Origin of the sequence: Streptomyces sp. T12 (assembly GCF_028736035.1) — a bacterium.
Taxonomy (GTDB): Bacteria; Actinomycetota; Actinomycetes; order Streptomycetales; family Streptomycetaceae; genus Streptomyces.
Window position 1 is genome coordinate 5,465,724 of the sequence record NZ_CP117866.1, and the last position, 21,010, is coordinate 5,486,733.

The 21,010-nt window shown below is 72.1% G+C and carries 14 protein-coding genes and 1 pseudogene; 7 read left to right on the forward strand and 8 right to left on the reverse strand.

Going from position 1 to position 21,010, the window contains the following annotated elements; genetic code table 11:
* Positions 1-72: 72 nt before the first annotated feature.
* Entirely contained in the window at positions 73-2,019 is a 1,947-nt protein-coding gene (locus PBV52_RS24525; RefSeq protein ID WP_274241121.1) for an FUSC family protein, read from the reverse strand.
* Positions 2,020-2,060: 41 nt separating this feature from the next.
* Positions 2,061-3,071 (reverse strand): endonuclease/exonuclease/phosphatase family protein, encoded by a 1,011-nt coding sequence (locus PBV52_RS24530; protein ID WP_274241122.1) that lies wholly within the window; start codon positions 3,069-3,071, stop codon positions 2,061-2,063.
* Positions 3,072-3,227: 156 nt separating this feature from the next.
* Here PBV52_RS24530 and PBV52_RS24535 point away from each other — a divergent pair, with 156 nt between their 5' ends.
* On the forward strand, positions 3,228-3,428 hold the full coding sequence (locus tag PBV52_RS24535; protein ID WP_274241124.1) for a hypothetical protein: 201 nt from the start codon (positions 3,228-3,230) through the stop codon (positions 3,426-3,428).
* A gap of 20 nt (positions 3,429-3,448) precedes the next feature.
* Here the strand turns inward: PBV52_RS24535 and PBV52_RS24540 are convergent, their stop codons facing one another.
* A complete protein-coding gene (locus tag PBV52_RS24540; protein WP_274241125.1) occupies positions 3,449-4,258 on the reverse strand; it encodes an alpha/beta fold hydrolase in 810 nt (269 codons plus the stop codon).
* Between the two features lie 77 nt (positions 4,259-4,335).
* On the opposite strand from PBV52_RS24540, the gene PBV52_RS24545 reads away from it, so the two are divergent.
* Positions 4,336-5,691 (forward strand): PLP-dependent aminotransferase family protein, encoded by a 1,356-nt coding sequence (locus tag PBV52_RS24545; protein WP_274241126.1) that lies wholly within the window; start codon positions 4,336-4,338, stop codon positions 5,689-5,691.
* A 1,033-nt stretch (positions 5,692-6,724) separates the two neighbouring features.
* Here the strand turns inward: PBV52_RS24545 and PBV52_RS24555 are convergent.
* On the reverse strand, positions 6,725-7,183 hold the full coding sequence (locus PBV52_RS24555; RefSeq protein ID WP_274241127.1) for a hypothetical protein: 459 nt from the start codon (positions 7,181-7,183) through the stop codon (positions 6,725-6,727).
* 173 nt (positions 7,184-7,356) lie between these two features.
* On the opposite strand from PBV52_RS24555, the gene PBV52_RS24560 reads away from it, so the two are divergent.
* Together PBV52_RS24560 and PBV52_RS24565 are read left to right on the forward strand one after the other, a co-directional pair.
* Positions 7,357-8,565 carry a PP2C family protein-serine/threonine phosphatase gene (locus PBV52_RS24560; RefSeq protein ID WP_274241130.1) on the forward strand — a complete coding sequence of 403 codons (1,209 nt, stop codon included), beginning with the start codon at positions 7,357-7,359 and terminating at the stop codon, positions 8,563-8,565.
* Positions 8,566-8,635: 70 nt separating this feature from the next.
* A pseudogene (locus PBV52_RS24565) lies at positions 8,636-9,445 on the forward strand (hypothetical protein); the annotation flags it as partial.
* 1,273 nt (positions 9,446-10,718) lie between these two features.
* On the opposite strand, the gene PBV52_RS24575 reads toward PBV52_RS24565, so the two are convergent.
* From PBV52_RS24575 to PBV52_RS24585, 3 genes are all read right to left on the reverse strand, one after another.
* Entirely contained in the window at positions 10,719-12,683 is a 1,965-nt protein-coding gene (locus PBV52_RS24575; protein WP_274241131.1) for an Ig-like domain repeat protein, read from the reverse strand.
* 235 nt (positions 12,684-12,918) lie between these two features.
* Positions 12,919-13,698, reverse strand: coding sequence for an NPP1 family protein (locus PBV52_RS24580; RefSeq protein ID WP_274241132.1), 780 nt, complete (start codon positions 13,696-13,698; stop codon positions 12,919-12,921).
* A gap of 139 nt (positions 13,699-13,837) precedes the next feature.
* On the reverse strand, positions 13,838-14,320 hold the full coding sequence (locus PBV52_RS24585; protein WP_274241133.1) for an ATP-binding protein: 483 nt from the start codon (positions 14,318-14,320) through the stop codon (positions 13,838-13,840).
* An 86-nt stretch (positions 14,321-14,406) separates the two neighbouring features.
* Here PBV52_RS24585 and PBV52_RS24590 point away from each other — a divergent pair, with 86 nt between their 5' ends.
* Positions 14,407-15,255 (forward strand): helix-turn-helix transcriptional regulator, encoded by an 849-nt coding sequence (locus tag PBV52_RS24590; RefSeq protein ID WP_274241134.1) that lies wholly within the window; start codon positions 14,407-14,409, stop codon positions 15,253-15,255.
* Positions 15,215-15,481, forward strand: a complete 267-nt coding sequence (locus PBV52_RS24595; protein WP_274241135.1) for a DUF397 domain-containing protein — start codon at positions 15,215-15,217, stop codon at positions 15,479-15,481. Before PBV52_RS24590 ends, PBV52_RS24595 begins: the two co-directional genes overlap by 41 nt.
* A gap of 307 nt (positions 15,482-15,788) precedes the next feature.
* Here PBV52_RS24595 and PBV52_RS24600 read toward each other — a convergent pair whose 3' ends face one another.
* Positions 15,789-16,721 carry a ribosome-inactivating family protein gene (locus tag PBV52_RS24600; RefSeq protein WP_274241136.1) on the reverse strand — a complete coding sequence of 311 codons (933 nt, stop codon included), beginning with the start codon at positions 16,719-16,721 and terminating at the stop codon, positions 15,789-15,791.
* Positions 16,722-17,175: 454 nt separating this feature from the next.
* Between PBV52_RS24600 and PBV52_RS24605 the strand changes: the two genes are divergently transcribed.
* A complete protein-coding gene (locus PBV52_RS24605; protein ID WP_274241137.1) occupies positions 17,176-20,997 on the forward strand; it encodes a hypothetical protein in 3,822 nt (1,273 codons plus the stop codon).
* The last annotated feature ends 13 nt before the right edge of the window (positions 20,998-21,010 follow it).

Below are 21,010 nucleotides of genomic sequence, written 5' to 3' on the forward strand. Positions count from 1 at the left end.
CGGGCACGGTCAAGAACCCACCCCCCACATGGCGCGGTCGCCCTCCTGCACGGGGCGGCCGCGCCTTCTTGTTCAGTGCGGGGAGGCGATCGCCCGCGCCGCCGCCACCTCTTGCCGTAGCGGCTCCAGGACGCTGTCCGCCGGGCCGGTGAGGTCCGTACGGACCGCGTACAGCGTCTCGGCCTCCCGCACTCCCTGCGCCAACTCCCACAGCTGACGCGCGACTTGGGCCACCTCGCCCGCGGACGGCGGATCCGCCCCGTGTTTCACCCGCACCCGTGCCGCCGTCGTCGCGTCGACGATGCGTTCCACGGCGACGACCAGGGGCCACCAAGCGGCCGCCCGGCGTCCGGTCGGCGGGGGTTCGGTCAGGGCGCGCTGGAACTCCGTGCGGATGGCGGAGAGGTTGCGGTAGAGGCGGCGGCGCATCCGGGCGCGGGCCGGTGGGTCGACGGCGTCCGGCCCGAAGGCGCCCTCCACATAGCGCGCCGTGTCCTCCACGGCGTCCGCGAGCCGGTCGCCGACCCGCGTGTGCCAGCTCTCCGGCCACAGCAGATACCCGGCGACGAGGGCGATCGCGCAGCCCATCAGGGAGTCGACCAGGCGGGGCAGCAGCAGCGCGGTGCCCTGGCGGTTCAGGACGTCCGACAGGAGCAGGATCACCGGGGTGATGGCGGCCGTCTGGTAGCCGTACCCGCGCGGGGTGAGCGCCGGGATCAGCGGCGCGAGCAGGAACAGCACCGGTACGTCCCACCAGCCGCGCGGCACCTCCGCGAGCACCGCCGCCGCGATCACCAGCCCGCCGACCGTGCCGAGGGCGCGCAGCAGGGCGCGGGAGAAGACCGAGCCGAAGTCGGGCTTGAGGACGAAGGTGATGGTGAGGGCGACCCAGTAGGAGCGGGGGACCGGGATGAGGGACACCAGCGCCTGGGCGATCCCGATGCACAGGGCGAGGCGCAGGCCGTAGCGCCAGGAGGCGGCGGACAGGGCGACGTCGCGGGCGGCGCGCGCGGCGCGGATGCTCAGGGCCGCAGGTCGGCCGAGGCGGTCGTCGATGCCATGGGGGTCAACGTCCGGGCTGGTCACGACCTCGGCGGCGTGGCGCAGGGCGTGGTCGACGGCGCGGGCGGTCTCGGTGGTCGGGGTGGGCAGCCGCAGCCCTATCGGTCCGGTGTAGCCGGTCTCGACGGCGGAGGCGAGGTGCCGTACGGCCGCCGGGACCTCGGGCGGGAGCGGGGTGCCGCTGAGGCGGGCGGCGGGGGCGGCCTCCACGACCGGGGTGATGGCGTTCAGCTGGGCCAGCAGCCGGGTCAGTTCGGGACTGCGGCCGTGATGGCGGGCGCGGTGGGCAAGGACGATGTCGTACGACTGGTTCAGGGACTGGGTGACGGCGTGCCGGGCGTCGTCGTACGCCGGTGTGCTGCCGCTGCCCCCGGCCGCCAGTAGCTCGGCGACCGCCCGGTAGGTGTCCGCGACCGCGGCCCGCTCCGGCACCCCCGACCTGAGCGGCCAGGCGAGCAGCGCGAGGGCCAGCACGAGCAGCCCGCCGCCGGACATCAGCAGCGGCGCCAGCCACCACTCGCCCGGCATCGGCAGGCCCGCGCCGACCACGCAGGTCAGCAGCAGCACCAGCCCCGCCGCGGAGGCGACCGCGCCGATCGTCGAGATCATCCCGGAGACCAGCGCGACGCCGGTGACCGCGGCGACGGCGACCCAGCCGTGGCCGTACACCAGGGCACCGACGGTGACGCCGACGGCGCCGAAGAGCTGCGGGATCGCGATGGTGGGGATGCGGACGCGGTACGCGGCGGCGGTGTCGCTGATGACGCCGTTGAGGGCGCCCATGGAGGCGAGGGCGCCGTAGAAGGGGCGATCGACGGCCAGCCCGATGGCCAGGGGGAGGGCCATCGCGATCGCGGCGCGGGCCACGGCCGGCCAGTTGACGGGGGCCGGCTGGGCCCGGAGGTTCCGCACCAGCCAGTCGGGGGGTGTGCGGCCGATGGGGAACTCGCGGGACATGCGGCCCATTATGAGCACCCTTGGTCAGCTCGTCGTCGGCCTCATCGGCGCTGGTGAAGGGTGATGTCGACGAGCAGCGTGCGGTGGTCGGTGCCGGGCAGGTCGAGGAACCGGGCGGTACGGGCGGAGAAGCCGGCGGACAGGAGCACGTGGTCGATCTGCACGCCGAACGCCGGTGTCGTGCGGGCCGGCCAGCTCGGTGTGCGGTCGTGGCCGGCGAGCCGGGCGGCGTCGCGCAGGCCGGTGTAGAGGATGCGGCGGAAGGCGGCGTGGTCCTGGGAGGCGTTGAAGTCGCCGGCGAGGACGAGGGGGGTCCTGCCGTCCCCGGTGTTCTCGGCGGCGAAGTCGCGCAGGTCGCCCAGCTCCCGGCGCCACAGGTCGGTCCGGCCGGGCAGCGGGGGCGTGGGGTGTGCGAGCTGGAGCCGTACGGCATGCCCGCGTACGTCGGCGACGGCGCCCGGCATGGCCATGGCGCCGTCGACGCCGTCGGCGGAGCCGAGCGGGAAGCGGCTGAGGACGACCGAGCCCGCCGAGCCGCCCGCCACCTGTGCCGCCCGGTGCGGATAGCCGGCGCTCAGGGCCTCCTTGAGCCTGGCGTCGCAGGTGTACTCGCACTCCTGCACGAAGACGATGTCGGGTTTCTCGCGGCGGACGGCGGCGACCAGGGCGTCGGTCGCGTGCCCGAACTCGACGTTCGAGGTCAGCACCCGGAAGGAGACGAGCGCGGGCCCGCCCGGCTCACCGGTCTTCCCGTACGGCTCGATGAACCAGGCCAGCAGCCCGAAGAGGGCGACGGCCCACACGACGCCGGACCACCAGCGCGAGAACAGCGCGAGCAGCAGCCCGAGTCCGGTGGGCACGAGCAGCCACGGCAGGAAGGCGAGGAACTGCGGGACGGGGGTGATTCCGTCGGTGTCGGCGACCCGGCAGCCGACGACCACGCTGACGCCCAGGAACAGCAGGCCGGCCGACCAGGCGCCGAACCGCCGCCCGGCCCGTCGTCCGGGGATGCCGTCCGGGGACGCCGTCCACTCGGCAGCCGCAGTCTCCAAGTGTCGGCCTTCCGCTCGTGGGTGGGATGCCCGAATCCTCCCTCAAAGACGGGGGCCATGGGGTGAAGGTTGCGTGGGCGGGAGGGGTCCCGGTGGTGCGCGCCGATGATGAGGCGCCGGTCACCGAGCGGAACAGTACGAGCAAGGAGATCCGAGATGACGCCCGTGCAGATCAACTGGCTGACCCTGGTACTCGCCCCCCTCGCCGTCATCGGGCTGCTGGTCGCCTTCACCGCCGCGCGGTCGGTGGCCAAGAGGGGCGAGCCGATGCCTGGCTGGGGGAAGGCCGTCCAGGGGGTGGCGATCGCGTTCGTGCTGCTCGTGGCCGTCTTGAACATGGCTTCGAGTGGTGCGTAGGGGCATGGGTGGCGCCCGGCTCACGCGTCGACGCGGGACAGGAACGCCCCCAGCGCCTCGTTGAACTCCCCCGGCCGCTCCAGGTTCGGCATGTGTGCGGCCCCCTCGATCACCCGCAGGGTCGAGTCCGGGAGCGCCGCGTGCATCGCCTCCGCGTCCGACACCGGGGTGTAGGCGTCGTCCGCGCCCACGACGACCAGGACGGGGACCCCGACCCGGGTCAGCAGGTCGCGGTAGTCGGGGCGTTCGGCCCGGCCGCGCAGGGCCGCCGCGGCGCCCTCGGGCGGCGTCGCCGTCATCATGCGGTGCACATGGGCCTTGACCTCGGCGTCCGCGTACGGCGCGACCATCTTCTCCAGCACCTCGTCGGCGTATCCGCGCATGCCCTCGCGCAGCAGCCGGTCCGCCATGGCGCCCCGGGTCCGTTTGCCCTGTGCCGTCTCCGCCGCCGGGAAGGTGTCCGCGAGGACCAGGCCCCGGATGCGGCCGGGGAACTGGGCGTAGCACTCCATGGCGATCTGGCCGCCCATCGACAGGCCCGCCAGCACGAAGGTCTCCACCTTCAGGTCGTCCAGCAGGGCCTCGATGTCCCGGGCGAAGTCGGAGAGAAGGGTGACGCCGGGGAGGACCGGGGAGGCGCCGTAGCCGCGCAGGTCGGGGGCGATCACGCGGCGGGCGGCGGAGAACGCCTCGATCTGCGGGGTCCACATCGTGCGGTCGAAGGGGTGGCCGTGGACGAGGACGAGGGGAGTCGATGACGGATCGGCGCCGCCTTTGTCCTCGTATGCGAGGGATACGAGGGATGCTAGGGATGCGAGGGAAGGGGTCATGTGATCGACCCTAGATCGGCCCAACTGCTCGGTGCAATAAGATCTTTGCTCTCGGTGCAATGTCAGGGGGAGAGCACGTGAACGACTATCGGCGCCTTGCCGAGCACATAGCCGACGACATCACCGCCGGTCGGCTCAAGCCCGGCGAACGGCTGCCTCCGCAGCGGGTGTTCGCGCGGCGGCGCGGGATCGCCGGGTCGACGGCGGGGCGGGTGTACGCCGAACTCGTACGGCGGGGACTGGTCGTCGGCGAGGTCGGCCGCGGCACCTTCGTGCGGGCCGCTCCGGCGGCGACCGGGCGGGCGCTCGTCGAAGCCGCGACCGCGGCGCCGGTCAACCTGGAGCTCAACTACCCGTCCGCACCGGGCCAGTCGGAGCTCCTCGCCCCGGCCCTCGCACCGCTCCTGCGCCCCGACGTCCTGACCGAGGCCCTGCGCCCGGCCGCGGCCAACGGCACACCCGCGGCCAGGGAAGCGGCGGCCGCCCTGCTCGCCACCCCGGGCTGGCGCCCCGCCCCCGACCGGCTCCTGTTCACCGGCAACGCCCGCCAGGCCATCGCCGCCACCCTCGCCTCCCTCGTCCGGCCCGGCGGGCGCCTCGGCGTCGAGCCGCTGACGTATCCCCTGGTCAAGGAGATCGCCGCCCGGCTCGGCATCATCTTGGTCCCGCTGGCGGCGGACGAGGGCGGGGTGCAGCCGGAGTCGGTCGCCGCCGTGCACCGCAGAGCCCCGCTGTCCGCGCTCTACCTCCAGCCGACCCTGCACAATCCGACGTCCCTGACGGCGAGCGGTGAGCGGCTCCGCCAACTCGCCGCCGCCGTCCGCGCCCTGGACATCCCCGTCGTCGAGGACCGCATCTGGTCCTTCCTCACGGACGACGACCCCCTCGCCGCCCACGCGCCCGACCTCACCCACGTCGTCGACGGGCTCTCCAAGCGCGTCGCCCCCGGGCTCACCGTCGGCTTCGTCCTCGTGCCCGAGGCGCGCCTCGGGGCGGTGGCGGCGGCCGTACGGTCCGGTGGGTGGAGTGCGGGGCGGTTCGCGGTGGACGCGGCCGCGCGGTGGATCGGGGACGGGACGGTGCAGCGGCTGGTCGCGGCGAAGCGGGCGGACGCGGCGCGCCGACAGCGGATCGTCGGCGAGGAGCTGCGCGGGTTCGCCGTACGGTCCGATCCGCGCGCCTATTTCGCCTGGTGGGAGCTGCCCGCCCCGTGGCGTGCGGACACCTTCACGGCCGCCGCGGCCGCGCACGGCATCGCGGTGACGCCCGGACCCGCCTTCGTCGTCGACCCGAACCGCACCCCGGACGCCGTCAGGCTCGGGCTCGCGTCGGCGCCGGAGCCTGATCTGCGGCGGGCGCTGCGGACGCTCGCCGGCGTCGTACGAGGAACTCCGCGAGCCGGCAGAGCAGGGCCACCGTCAGGCCGAGGGTGACCAGCAGCCAGGACACCGTGCGCAGGGTCTGCGTCAGGGCGTCGTAGACCGCGCCCGCGGCCGGGCGGTGGGCCGGCTCGGACAGGTCGGCCAGCGTGAGCCGGCGGCCGATCGCCACCGCCAAGGCCAGGAACGCGCCACCGAGGGCCGTGCCCAGCGCGGTCGCCGTGACCGCGCGGCGGCGGCAGACGGAGACCGCGATGCCGGTCGCGGCGAGCACGGCGGCCGAGACGGGCAGCCAGAAACCGGCGACTTCGAGCACGTCGTACCCCTTCCGGAGCCGGTCCAGTCGGTGGGCCGGGAGCACGGGGACCTCGGTGTGCTCGACCGGGATGCGGTGCGCCAACGAGACGTGGTCATCGATGAGCTGGTGTTTGACCTGGGCGGTGATGGGGGCGACGTCGACCGTGACCGGGCGGTCGCGGCCGTCCTGGAGGGCGCTCAGGAGGGCGTCGTGGAGCGCCCTGTTGCCCGCGTCCCACGCCGTACGGAAGGCCTCGGTGCGGGTGAACGAGCGCACCGCGTCGTGCACGAAGGGGCGCATGGTGCGCAGCTCGGGCGACGCGGGGGTTTCGGCCAGCCTGCGGTCGACCTCCTGCGTGATCCCGGCCCCGACGGTGTCCGCGACCGCGCCCTGCACGGCCGGATCCGCGGCGAGCGGCGCCATCGCGGTGACGTACCGGCCGGTGTCGGCCAGCCCGTACGTCACCCAGGCCGCCAGCACGCCGAACGGCACCAGGAGGCACGACAGGGCGATCAGCGCTGCCGACAGGGCGTTCCGCAGACGGGGGAGCACGCCTTCAGGCAAGGGTCATCGGGGCGGGCGGGCCAGTGGTGTGCCTGCATACGGCGGCACTATTGCGCTCTCCGGTGGAGCGTTCACCCGAACGGGTGTCTCATGGATCAGAGGAGCAAGGAGCGGAACGACGCTCCTGGTTCCGTGGGTGGATGAAGGGGAACGGGTCGGCCCCGGCTCCAGTGGCGGCCGGGGCCGATCTGTGCGTGTGTCGTCCGCGTGCGTCGTCCGCGTCCGTCATCCGATACGGCGGCCCTGTGCGTCCTCGTGCGTGTAGTAGCGGTAGAACAGCACGGCGAAGAAGACCGCGCCGATCACCAGCCCCATGAGCGCGGACCTGAGGACACTCTTGCCGGTCTGGTCGTACAGGAACCCGAACGCGCTGCCCGCGAAGGCGGCCCACAGGATCGCGTGCACCTCGCGGATCGAGCGTTCGGCGATCCAGCGCACGGCGACGTACAGCACCATGAACGCGGCCGCGGTGACGAAGCCGAAGAGCAGGTTCCAGCCGGTGATCTCACCGCCGGAGCGCCGGTTCGCCGCGGCCCAGTAGCCGTAGACGAGGCCGAGGACGATCGGTACGGCCACGCTCGCGACGCGGTGCGTCCGCGCGCTGAACACGTCGGGCAGGCCGCTCGTGCCGCTGGTGCCCGTCCTTGCAGTCCGCCCGCCGGGCGCGGGTGCCGCATGAGCCATGAGAGCACTCCTCTCTCTCCTCGCCCCCGCCATCCAGGGCACACCTGATGGCGGCCGTTCGGCAAGTCGACGGTGCGAATTCGGTGGCGATTTCGGTGGCGAATTCGATGGCGAATTCAGAGACCCCGGGTACCCGGATGCGGCTCACCGAACGCCGTGCTTCGCTGAAGCCCATGAGGGCCGTAAGCGACGTTGGAGCCGGCCCGCAGGGCGAGGCGCGTCGGGCGCAGCTGCTGCGCGTGCGCGGCCGTAGCGTCGCCTGGGTGCCGCCTCTGCTGTTGCTCGTCGGCATCGTGCTGGTCGACTTCAAGACCAGCAGCGACTTCAGGATCCTGTCCTGGATCGTGCTGGTGCCCGGTATCGCCGCCGCGATCTGCGGGGTGTGGGGGACGGCCGTGTTCGCGGTGCTCGCGCCCGCCACGTACGTCGCCGCAGACGCCGTCCTGCCGCACGAGTACCAGGCCGGCCTGCCCGACCTCGTGCTCGCCGGCATCGGCGGCGTCCTCGCCACGCTGGCCTGCGTGGTCCGGGTCCGCAGCGAGCAGCGCATGCTGCACATGCAGGACGTCACCGAGACCGTCCGGCGTACCGTGCTGCGCCCGTTGCCTGCGGGGTGGGGCGGCCTCGACCACGCGGCGGTGTATCTCGCGGCCGACACCGAGGCCAGGGTCGGCGGCGACTTCTACGACATCCAGACCGGCCTGCACGGCACCCGCGTCATCCTCGGCGACGTGCAGGGCAAGGGGCTCGGCGCGGTGGAGGCGGCGGCCGCGCTGCTCGGCACGTTTCGCGAGGCCGCCTACCACGAGGTGGACCTGACGACGGTCGCCGTACGGCTGGAGGTGCGCATGCAGCGGCACATCCGGATGGGTATGGCGCTCGGCAAGGAGGAGGGCGACCGGTTCGCCACCGCCGTGCTGCTCGGCTTCCCCAAGGAGCAGCGGGACGCCATGGACGCCGTCGTCCTCGGCCATGAGACCCCGCTCGTCGTCTGCCCCGACGGCGTACGGTCCCTGCCGCCCGGCCACGGTCTGCCCCTCGGCTACGGCGGACTCGTCCCCGCCGACGGCCCGCCGCCGGTGCTGCGGGTGCCGCTCGCTCCCGGCGAGACGCTGCTGCTGACCACGGACGGCGTGACCGAGGCCCGGGACGGCGACGGCGCCTTCTATCCGCTCGCCGACGAGGTCGCCGCCGCCATCGCGGCCGACCCGGGGCTCGCGCAGCCCCGGCGTCTGGTCGCCTTCGTGCGGGAGCGCACGCTGCGGCACTGCGGCGGGCATCTGGACGACGACACAACTGTGTTCGCGGTACGGCGGGAGAACGGGATGCAGGGGAAGGGGATGCGGGGGAATGGGGACGGAAATGGACGTTTGCGGTCCTGAGATCCCCCCTTTGCAGCCGCAGCGGTTACGGTGCTGCCGTACGTGATCGACGGGGGATGGGGAGGGACCGATGCCCGGAACCGTGCTGCTGCTGGCCGCCGCACCGGCGGCCAAGGGCTGTCTGGTGGACGCCGCCTCCGTGCTCCCCGTCCTCGCCGCGGTCCCGCCCACGGTGCTGTCCGGCACGGACACGGCGAACGTCGTGGAACTCGCCGACCCCCTGGAACCGCAGGCCGTCCTCACCCGCCTGCGCGCCGCCGCGGCCGCCCCCGCCCCGCTCACCGTCTTCGTCACCGGCCAGCTGCAACTGGACCGCCGCCAGCACCTGCCCCACCTCGCGCTGGCCCGGACCACCCCGGCGACGGTCCGTTACACCGGCTTCCCCTGGCACTGGTTCCGCGAGGAACTGCGCCTGCGCGCACCGGGCTCGACCACCCTGCTCCTCGACCTGCACGCCGACGCCGAGGCCTGGGAGTGGCTCCTCGCCAACCCCCTCGACTCGGGCCGCAACAGTACGGTGTACGGCCGCATCGCGCCCCCGCCGAACCGCCGCACGGTGGCGACGCCGGCCTACATGAAGGCCGTAGCCACCCTCCTGCGCAGCGGCCACCGCCCACCCCTCGACCAACTGCACCACCAGGCTCTGTCCCGAATCGCCCCCGAGGGCGGCCCGGGCACCGACATCATCCTGACGGCCCAGGGCCCGACCCAACTCCCTGCCCCGAGCCCGGCACCGGCACCGGCCCCGGGGCCGGGGGCTTCGCGGGGTGCTGTGCCGCTTCCGGTGGCGGGTGATGCGCGGGGTGCTGTGCCGGTTGCGGTGGGGGGTGGCGGGCAGGGTGCTGTGCCGCTTCCGGTGGCGGGTGATGCGCGGGGTGCTGTGCCGGTTGCGGTGGGGGGTGGCGGGCAGGGTGCTGTGCCGCTTCCGGTGGCGGGTGATGCGCGGAGTTCCGTGCCGGTACCTGTGCCGGGTGGCGGGCAGAATCCTCCGCCGGCCCCTGTGCAGAGTCCCGTACTGGGCCCTGCGTCGAGTGCCGCGCAGAATCTGCCGCCGGGTCCAGGGCAGAGTGCCCCGCAGGTCCCTGCTCATGGCTCCGCGTCGGCTTCTGTGCCGGGTTCCGTGGCGACTTCCGGGCTGAGCTCTGTGTCGACGTCCGTGCCGAGTTCCGCATCGGCCTCTATGCCGAGTTCCGGGTCGGCTTCCGAGTCGAGTGCTGCGCAGAACTTCCCGCCGGGGCCGGTGCAAAGTGCCCCGCAGGTCCCTGCTCACGGTCCCGCGTCGGCTTCCATGCCGAGCTCCGCCTCAGCTTCCGCGTCGAGTGCCGCGCAGAACCTCCCGCCGATCCCTGCCCACAGCCCCGCATCGGCTCCCGCGCCGAACCTCGCACCGGCTTCCGCGCCGACTCCCGTCCCGATTTCCGCGCCGCCGAGCCCTGCACCGGCTTCCGCGCCGACTCCCGTCCCGATTTCCGCGCCGTCGAGCCCCGCATCGGCTCCCGCGCCGGACCTCGCACCGGCTTCCGCGTCGACCCCCGTCCCGATTTCCGCGCCGCCGAGCCCCGCATCGACTCCCGCGCCGGACCTCGCACCGGCTTCCACGCCGACCCCCGTCCCCATTTCCGCGCCGCCGACCCCCGTGCCGGCTGCCGCGTCCACCCCCATGCCCGCTGCCGCCCCCACCCCCACCCTGGCCTTCGCGCTGAGCCCCTCGCACAGCCCCTTGCCGAGTGACCCGCACGCCGATATCGCTGCCGCCATCGAGGGCGGGCGGGCCGGGGAGGCTGATGGGTTGGCTGCGCATCATGAGCAGGTTGCCGTGCGCAGTCATGGGCCCTACTCCGAGGAGGCCCTGCACTGGATCGAGGTCCGGGCGGATCTGGCGATGCTGGCGGGGGACTCGGTGCGCAGTTGCCGTACCTGGCTGACGGTCGCCTCGGCGAGGCTCTCCGCAGGGCAGGCCCCGGACACGCCCGCGGTGGAGGCCGCGGTGGACCGGGCCCACCATCAGTGGGGGCAGATCCACGACACGGCACACGCGCGTGAACTGGGGTCTGCGCTCGCGGAGTTGAGGGGCCGGGTGCCGGGCCGCCGACGGGGCGCTCTGGAGAACGTCCATCAGCGGCTGCGGCAGCTGCAGGTCAGCGGGTGACGGTTCAGCGGGTGAAGGTGAAGTACTTCCAGCTGCCGTACGTCGTCGTGTTGACGTTGTCGCCCGACGTCGTGTCGATGTAGGACGAGCGGATCCGGAAGCGGACGCCCGTGGGCGGGGTGTCGTCCAGGAGGACGGAGTCCTTGCCGTAGCGGTCCAGGCCGAAGTACTGGGTGGTGTTGGTGTGCCAGGCCCCGCTGTAGAACTGCTGGATCTGGAACTGGTACTTGCGGCCCGGGTACATCGTCATCGTCGTGTTGAAGACCGGGTCCTTGGACTGGTGGAAGTAGTAGTACTTCGCGTTCCAGGCGGTGGCCGTCTTGTAGGCGCCGGTCAGCGACGTGGAGATCGCCACCTTGGAGTAGACCGTGTTGGTCGTCGTCTTCGCCGCGTACCGCGTGTCACCCGTGAACTTGGCGCTGACCTTGGTGTCCCGGGTGAGACGGACGGTCGCCGTGAGGTTGCCGGACGAGTCGACCGTGCCCTTCTTGACCAGCGCGTTGGGCTTGTCGGAGCCGTAGGGGTCGGCCCAGATCTCCACGGTGCGGTTCTTGTACGTGGTGCCGAGGTGCGCGGTGAAGGTGACGTCGCTGCCGTAGCCGTACACTTTGAGGTTGTTGTTCAGCGTCACCGTCGTCGCCGTCTTGGCGACGGTCACCGAACCGGAGGCCGTGGCACCCGCGTGGTCCGCGTCGCCCGCGTAGGTCACCGTGTAGGTCACCTTGCCGCCGGCCGGCGGGGTGTCCGTGAAGGAGTACGAGCCGTCCGCGGCGACGGTCGCCGTGCCGAGGGACTTGCCGCTCGGGGACTCGTCGTCGGTGCGGGTGACGGCGACCGTGGTGCCCGCCGGGAACGCGGCCGACGAGGTCAGCGTGCCGGTCACCGTCAGCGGCTGGGCGCGGGTCGCGGTGGCCGGTGCGGACGCGGTGAGGGTGGACGACACCTTGGTGGGGTCGTCGTAGACGTACAGCGTGTTGCTGCTGGAGACCGCGAACAGCTTGCTGCCGTCCGGCGCCCAGGCGAGCCCGCGCGCGGCGAGCTGGTCGGAGCCGAACGTGTACTCCTTCAGCGGCAGCGAGGTGCCCGGCTTGAACAGATGGACGTCCGCCTCGTCCGTCGAGCTGGTGCCCGCCGCGACATCGCCGTTGGGAGCGATGTCGACCGCGTTCGGGTACGGGTTGGTGACGTACTTGCCGTCCTTGGACAGGTCCGTGAGCTTGTAGACCGCCTGGTAGTACGGGGCGCCGCTGGCCGTGACGACATCCTTGCCGTCGGGCGTGACGGCCATGTCCATGAGGTTGCCGCCGCCCGTGGAACCCGGGTCGAAGGCATACGCGGTCTGGCTGGGCGTGCCCGAGGAGACGTCGTACACCGCGAGGACGACCGGGCTCTGGCCCAGGGCGCCCGCGACCAGCGTGCCGGGCGCGCCGGCGGAGGCGTCCAGGATGGGGGCGGAGTACCAGGCGTTGGTGGGCGCCTGGTTCAGGGTGACGGCCGGGTCGGTGCCGCTGAGGTCCAGCGAGCCGATGTTGCCCTCGGCGGCGCCGCCGTAGCCGAACCAGATCTTGCCGCCGGTCTCCGCGAGGTACTGCGGGTCGGCGGTGCCGGTGGAGTAGCGGTGGGCCTCGGTCGCGGTCGCGGTGTCGATGGCCACGATCGCGTCGGCGTCGCCCACGGCCGCGTACACGGTGCCGGAGTCGGGCGACAGCTCCAGGCCGCGGACGCCGGGCAGCGAGCCGACGGTGCCGACGAGCGCGCCGGCGTAGTCGGTGACGACGACCTGGCCCGCGGTCGGGTCGCTGATGAAGACCCGCTGGTGGACCCCGTCGACGACGATGTCGCCGGTCGACTTCAGGGGCAGGGACGTGCTGGAGTCGGCGGCCGCCGACCCGGTGCCGGTCGCGACCAGGGCGACCGAGCTGAACAGGACCGCGAGCGCTGTCGCGGCGGGGAGAGTGCGTCTGCGCACGGTGGTTTCGAACCCCCCGGAACGAAAAAGTGAGGGGCGGCCGCGGCAGAAGAGGACACGCGTGCCGCCGTGAGTGATCGAAGGCTAAGTCATGGCGCTGACAGCCGGGCGAAGAGGGCGCGTAAGAGACGGGTGAGAGACAGAGAGCCAAAGGGAGGCCCCGGCGGGACCAGGGGGTGGTGTCCCGCCGGGGCGGCTCGTTGTCGGTCCGTGCGTCAGAAGCGGGGACCTCGCGTCAGAACGCGGGGACCTCGTCGGGCCGGGCCTTGTTGATGTTGCTGACGAGGTTGTTGGTCAGCGGGAAGTTGGCCCTGCCCCACTGGGAGTTCCACAGGGCGTCGCGCGGCGTCTTGTCCATCTGCTCCATGGTCACCAGGGCCGGGGTGTCCCAGTGGTTGCCCGGCCCCCAGGCCTCCGTGTCCTCGCCCCACTTGGCGAAGCGGAAGGCGTGCGTACTCGCGCCGTCCTTGTGGTAAACGATCTTGACGTGGTTGCCGTCCATCGGCACCTCGTTGATCGGGTGGGTGCTGTAGCCGCCGTGCCGGGACGCGGCCAGGTACCGGGGGCGCTCCTCGCCCTGCTTCTGGAAGACCACGACGGACTCCCAGTCGTGGCGGTGCCCGAAGGCGTCGGCGCCGTTGAGCGTCTGGTCCTTCTCGAAGTAGAGCGCGTACACGTAGGCGCACCAGCCGTTTCTGCACAGGGACTGTGAGTACGTGTTGGCTCGGCCGAGGTGGCCGTCCCGGCACTGGCCGGTGATCGAGCCGCTGGGGTTGAGACCGCCGTTGAGGTTTCCGCCCGCGTCCACAGCCGCCGCGGGGAAGCAGCCGTCCCCGTCGTAGTCGAACAGCGGCATGTACTTGTTCTGGAAGGTGCTCGCGTTCCAGGGCAGCGGATTCAGGACGCCGGCGCTGGCGCTGCCCGTCAGGCCTACGGTCAGTGCGGCGGCGCTGACCAGGACGAGGGCGGCCTGGGCGAGGCGGGAGCGTCGGCGGGGCTTGGCTGTCTTCGGCATGTGGGTGCTCCGGTGGTTCGTTCTGCCGGGAGTCCGGCGGGACGAGACCGAGACTGGAGCGCGCCGAATTGATTGGCGGCATGTTCTGAACAGAGCGATCAATCGTCCTCGGCGTTTCGGGGGGATGTTCCTCGCGGCGTCAACACCCGTTCCCCTCGCGCCGTTCGGAGTTCACCTCACGTCGTCCCGCGGCCTTGCCGTCACACTCGAACCAGACGGTCTTGCCGGGCCGGTCGGTCAGGGGAACCCACCCCCACCGATCCGTGACGGCCTCGACGATCGCCACTCCGCGCCCGTCCTCGGAGAGTTCGGAGAGTCCGTCCACAGCTGTGGACAACGGCGGACGCGGGCTCGTGTCAGTGACCTCGACGCGCAGCCCCCGCCCCTCCGACAGCCGCAGGATCAGCACCGCGGCACGCCGGTCGGGACAGTGGCGTACGACGTTGGCGATCAGCTCCGTGAGCGCGAGGGACGCCGAGTCGTAAAGGTCGTCCATCTCCCAGGCGGCGAGATACCGGCGCAGGATGCGGCGCAGGTGCCGGGCGGAGTGCTCACCGAGGGTGAAGTCGGTGCCGTACCGGGCGCCAAGTCCTTCCTCGGGCAGGGCAGTTACGTGATTCATGCCATCAGCGTGGAGTCGTGTGATTACGCTCGGCTACAGACCGAACTGAACGCCGCGCCGCGTTCTGACCTGGGGGTGACCGCCGCATGCCCAACATCCGCACACTCGACCCCACCGCCTCGCCGCTGGACTACTTCGGCTCCGAGCTCCGCCGGTACCGGGAGTCGGCGGGGATGTCCCAGCAGGAGCTCGGCGACTGCATCTTCTGCACCGGCTCCCTGGTGGGCCAGATCGAGACCGCCCACAAGGTGCCGACCAGGGAGTTCGCGGAACGGGCGGATGCGGCGCTGCTGACGGACGGGTGCTTTTCGCGGCTCGTCGGGCTGGTGTTGCGGAGCCAACTGCCGACGTGGTTTCAGGCGTACGCCGACATGGAAGCGAAGGCGACGTACATCTCCACGTACCAGTGCCAGCTGGTGTACGGGCTGTTGCAGACGGAGGAGTACGCCCGTGCCGTGCTGGCCACGGGACGGCCGGACAAGCTCGACGAACTGGTCGCCGCCCGCATGGAACGCCAGCGCATCCTCAAGCGGGAGCATCCTCCCCTGACGTTGGTGGTGCTCGACGAGGCGGTGCTGCACCGCCCGATCGGCGGCCCGGAGGTCATGCGGAAGCAACTCCACCACCTGTTGGGTCTCCAGGACGAGCGCTGGATCCGCCTCCAGGTGCTGCCTTTCGGGGTGGGCGGACACGCGAGCCTGGACGGCTCGTTCAACCTGCTCCGCTTCGACGACGACCCGGACGTCATCTACACCGAGGACCTGATCTCGGGCCACATGACCGCCAACCCGGACACTATCCGCGACGCCGCCCTTCGTTACGCTGACTTGCAGGGAGCCGCCTTGTCCATGGAGGATTCGGCGGAACTGATCAAGGGCGTACTGGAGGAGCGTTATGGGCAGCACACCGGATCTGACCAACGTCCCCTGGCGTAAGTCCAGTTACAGCGGAAGCACTGGGGGCGATTGCGTCGAGTGCGCGCCCCTCGGCGGCGCCGCCTGGCGCAAGTCCTCGTACAGCGGCAACACCGGCGGCTGCTGCGTCGAGGTCGCCCACCTCACCCCCCACATCGCCGTCCGCGACTCCAAGAACCCCGAGGTCGGCGCCCTCACCCTCTCGCCGGAGGCGTACGTCGCCTTCGTGGGCCACGTCAGGCACTGACGAGCGCGCGGCGCCTGCGTCACGCCAGAAGCCGCCGGTGGACGGGGGGTGTCCACCGGCGGCTGTCTGCCCGGGCCCCGCGCAGAACGCGGGCGCCTCGGTTGGCCGGGACTCGTTCAGGGGGCTGAGAGGTCGCCGGCCGGGGTGTGCCCCTCGGGGGGATGAGGGCCACGGATCCAAGACTGGCAGCCGGAGAGTTGATCGGCAGCCCGTCCGATCAGGGTAATCAATCCCTCTCGAAGGTTCCGTCGAGGCATCAGCCGTCCAGTGCGCGGATCGCGAACGCTGATGCTGAGCACAGAGGCTGTCAAGTGGTTGATTTGTACAACAGCATGAGGAAGTAGATGGCCGCGGTGTTGGCGAGTGTCTGGAAGTTGTACCGGCCGATCGGGGCGGCCGGCTGCACATTCTGGTTTTGAAGTCGCTGCTGGAAGTTGTCGCCGATCGCCTGCCAGTTGGTTGTCAGGCCGTCGTCGGACCAGTCGAAACTGTATCCCCAGTCGTCGTTCCACCCGTTGATGATCCGGTCCGAGATGGCTGGGAACCGGGCGCCCTCGGCGACAGCTTCAACGAACCACAGGAGCGCTCCCGCCCTGTTGCTGTCTGCTTGGTTCGTGTCAGCGAGCACGTTCGCGTTGTCGCGGGCATAGCGGGTGGCGAACACCGGGCTCGTTTTGCTGTTGCCGGAGAAGTTGGTCAGGCCCGGCGCCTGCGAGCCGTCCGGCATCCTGGTCACGCCGGCGTAGTTGCCCGAGAACGGGAGTTGGACTGCAAGCTGCGGGTTCGCGGACGTAGACGGCAGCCAGTTCGCGTTCCGGAGGTCCGCGGTCGCGGTGTAGTGGTAGGTGCTGTCGTTGGGATTGTAGTAGCCCTGCACATACAGGTTGTGGGCGTTCAGGACGAGCTGGGTCAGCAGGTTCGACCCGTCGAATACGTTGACGAGGAAGTAGTCCCCGGAGTTGTTCTCGGTGGTATACACCGTCCCCGGCGAGCCGTTTCCGTAGATCGCCCGCTCACGAACTCGGCCGCGGACATCGTTGATCATCTGCTGGTAGCCGGACCGGCCTTGGCTGATGTCCCAGTGGATGTCCCTCGCGTCGTTGATCGCGAAAGCTTTCGCGGCACCGAGGGGGCTGAGCAGGGCCAGGCACAGTGCGAGCAGTACCGCGCCGGCGGTAGCTATGGTCATTCTGCTGCGTCGGCCGCGCAGAGGGCTGCCGACTGCGATCTCAGTACTCATGTGCTTCTCCTGATGTGGGATGGCGCACCGTGCCCGTGCCCGTGTCCGTGTGGGGCCCGGCGGGCCGGCGTCTTGAGCAGTTCTGCTCAAGTTGGGTATCTGCTCCGTTCTGTCCGGTTGGGTACGCAACCGACTCTCCGGCGCGAGGGGTTGACCAGCGAGTCGAATCGGGGGAGCAATCAATTCCGAGCTGCTCGATCAACAGGTTTTTCCTCACCTGTCCTGCGGCGATTCGTGAACGACCGGACCGAGACCCGCAACCGGAACGTTGATTTCCCCGTCCCCTTTGTCAGGTCAATCAATTTCGTGGGCGGAGGGGATCGGCGGAGGGGATTGATGCACCTCACATGTCGCATCGCCTCAACGTCACCCCCGGGCAACCCGGGCGTTACCGAGCGGCTTGTACGTTCGTCGCGCTCGGCGTCCCTTTCGCCGGCCATACGGAGGTGTGCGCATGGGGCGCCCGGAAAGACCGCTGGACCCGACGGCCGGTCCCGTGCCGCGGCTCGCGCACGAGCTGCGGGAGCTGCGCAGGACCGCGGGGAACCCCTCGTACCGGAAGATGGCCGAGACGGCGGGCTTCTCCGCGACAACGCTGTCCCAGGCCGCCGCCGGCGAACGGCTGCCGTCCCTCGCGGTCGTCCAGGGCTATGTGCGGGCCTGCGGCGGCGACCCGGACGAGTGGGAGCCGCGCTGGAAGGACGCCGAGGCGGAGGCGGCGGGGGAGGTCCGCGAGGACGACGAGGACGCGGCGCCGCCCTACCGGGGCCTCGCCCGGTTCGAGCCGGCCGACCAGGGGCTGTTCTTCGGGCGGGACCGCCTGACGGAGGACCTGCTCGAGTTGGTGTGCGGGCACCGGTTCGCCGCGGTGTTCGGCGCCTCCGGCAGCGGGAAGTCCTCGCTGCTGCGGGCCGGACTGATACCCCGGCTCCAGCAGGAGATCGCTGACCAGGGGCGTCCGGCGGTGCTGCGGGTGCTCACTCCCGGCGACCGGCCTGCCACCAGATACGGCCATCTGCTGACCCCGGCGGCGGACGGGCCCGAGAGCTGGGTCGTGGTGGACCAGTTCGAGGAGGTCTTCACCCTGTGCCGGGACCGGGCGGAGCGGGCCCGGTTCATCGACCTGCTGCTCGCCGCCCGGGACCCCGGTAGCCGACTGCGGGTGCTCATCGCCGTACGGGCCGACTTCTACCCCCGCTGTGGCGAGCACCGCGGTCTGGCGGACACGCTGTGCGGCGCCGGACTGCTGGTCGGCCCCATGACGGCGGACGAGCTGCGGGAGGCGGTCGTCAAGCCGGCGCAGGAGGTCGGGCTCCTGGTGGAGCGGGAGCTGACCGCGCGGATCGTGGAGGAGGTCCTCGACGAGCCCGGCGGGCTGCCGATGCTCTCGCACGCCCTGCTGGAGACCTGGCGGCGACGCAAGAGCCGGGTGCTCACCCTCGCCGCGTACCAGGCGGCGGGCGGGGTGCGCGGCGCTATCGCGGCGAGCGCGGAGGAGGCGTACGGGCAGCTGACCGCGGACCAGGCGGATGCCGCCCGGTGGCTGCTGCTGCGGATGGTCGAGCCCGGCCAGGGCACCCCGGACACCCGGCGCCCGCTGACCCGGGCCGAGCGCGCGGAGGTGGCCTGCCCCCACGTGCCCGTGGTGGTGGAGCGGCTGGCCCGCGCCCGGCTGCTGACCGTCGACGAGGACGCCGTCCAGCTCGCCCACGAGGCGCTGATCACCAGCTGGCCCCGGCTGCGTGGCTGGATCGAGGAGGACCGCGAGCGGCTGCGCCCCCGCCGCGCGCTGACCGATGCCGCCCGCATCTGGCTGGAGCACGAGCGCGACCCCGGTGCCCTGTACCGGGGCACCCGCCTGGACCGTGCGGCGGAGCTGTTCCCCGACCATGAGCACGACTACTCCCTGACCGTGCCGGAACGCGAGTTCCTCACCGCCGCGCTGGCCGCCCGCGAGGCGGAACGCCGGGCCGCCGCCCGCTCCACGCGCCGGGCGCGGGCCGCGGTGGGCGTGCTGTCGGCGGTCCTCGCCGTGGCGCTGGTCGCCGGTCTGTCCGCCTGGACCCAGAGCCGGGACAACGAGCGCCGCCGCATCGACGACGAGGCCCGCCGTATCGCCGCCGTCGCGGACGGCCTGCGCACGACCGACCCGCGCACCGCACAGCTGCTGGGCGTCGCCGCCTGGCGCGTGTCCGAGCTGCCGGAGACCCGGCGGGCGCTGCTGGGCTCGCTCGGCCAGCAGGAACTGGACACCTTCAGCGACCCGGCACCGGGCGCCGGCCCCTTCCGCCGTCTGACGGACTCCGGTCGCACCCTGCTCAGCGTCGAGGGGCGCACCTGGCGGACCTGGGACGTGGCACGACACCGGCGGATCGCCGAGGGGCGGCTGCCGGAGGCCGGCACCGACGTCGGGGCGAGCTCGGACGGGCGGCTGCTGGCGATCCAGGGGCAGGGCCGGGGCGACGGGGTTCGGCTGTGGGACACGGCTGCCGGACGCTGGGTCGGTGACCGGCTGCCGGCGTGGTCCTTCGTGGACTTCGCCGAGAGCACGTATTCCGTGGGCAGTGCGGAAGACGACCGGGTGGGGGTGCACTCGGCCGCGGACGGGAAGCTGCTGTTCGAGACGGAGTCGGACGGCACGGTGCCGAGCGACGACGGCCGGCTGATCGCGGTCTGCCCACCCGGGGGTGGCGCGCCGCAGGTGCGGGACCTCACGGACCGGCGCACGGTGCACGGGCGCTGGGAACGCGTGGGCGACGTCTGCGACCAGCAGCGCCTGCAGCTGGTGGTCGGCGGGGGACGGTGGCTCGCCGCGGTGCTCCCGAGCGGCGTGCAGGTCTGGGACGTCCGCTCGGGGGAGCAGCTGCCCGACCTCCCCCACACGGGAGTGACGTACGCCGCCTTCAGCAAGGACGGGAACTTCCTGGCGACCGCCGACGGGGAGGAGATCAGGGTGTGGCGGCTGGGCGTCGACAACCCGGTGTTCCGGCACTCCCTCAACAACCAGCACCTCGGCGGTCTGGCCTGGGACCCCGCCCACCCGGCACTGCGCTATCTGGAGGCCGGCACGGTCCACACCCTGGACGTCGCGACGGCCGTGACGTCCGCCTGGCAGGACGAGCCACTGGACAGGGTGTGGCTGAGCCCGGACGGCCGCACCCTCGCCACCGTGCGACGCACCGGCGACACCTACCGCTTCGAGCTGCGCGACACCCTCCCCCACTCTCGACTTCTCCCCCACTCTCGACTTCGCTCGAGCGGGGGGACCCCCATGAGCGGGGGGACCCCCATCGGCCGACTGCTCAGGACACTGCCGCCCACGCCGCTCCCCGTATCGCGCGACCCCTCCCGGCCGGTACGCCCGAAGGACACTCTCCCCCTTCTGGCCTTCACCCCCGACGGCAAGGCGCTCGCGTACGCCGTCTCGGCGCCCGGTCACGAGGCGTCCCCGCAGCGCCTCACGATCTGGGACGTCACCCGGGGCCGGGTCCGCACGACGCTGGACCTGGCGGCGCAGCCGTCGGCCGCGGCGGTGATCACGATCGCCCTCGGCCCGGACGCTCGCACGCTCCACCTCACCCGCACACCGGCCATCGGCGAGCTGAGCAACGAGACCTGGGACATCGCCCGCCACCGCCGGACGGCCGTCCTCACCGGCCTGTCCAGCAGTCACCTGGCCGTCCGTCCCGACGGCGGGCTCCTGGTCGGCGACAACCACACGGTGGCTCTGCCCGGCGGCAAGGCCACCCCAAGTGACCTGGTCCAGGGCGATCAGATCGGCGCCCTCGCCTTCGCTGCGGACGGTTCGCGGCTCGCGGCGGGGGACCAGGCGGGCCGGGTGGCGCTGTGGGACGGGAAGCTCCGGCAGCGGGAGGGGACCCTGCCGAACGTCTTCCCCGCGCTCCCGGAGGGCATGGACGAGGAGTTGACTGGCGACACCTCCGAGGCCGTCAGCGCCCTCGCCATCAGCCCCGACGGCCGCACGCTGGCTGTGGGCGGCGAGGCGGGAAGCCTCCAGCTGTGGGACATCGCCACCCACCAGCCGCTCGGCGGACCGCTGATCACATCCGGCGACGCGATCGACACGGTGGCGTTCGGCGCGGACAGCGGCACGGTGTACGTAGGCAGCGCGCACGTGCCTCTCCAGCGCTACACCATCGACCCGGCCCGGGCGGTCGAATCGGTCTGCGCGCGGGCGGGAGAGCACGAGCTGACGCCGGCGCAGTGGCGCACGTACGTGCGTGACGTGCCGTACCGCAGGCTGTGCGGCGACTGACTCGCCGGGCGTT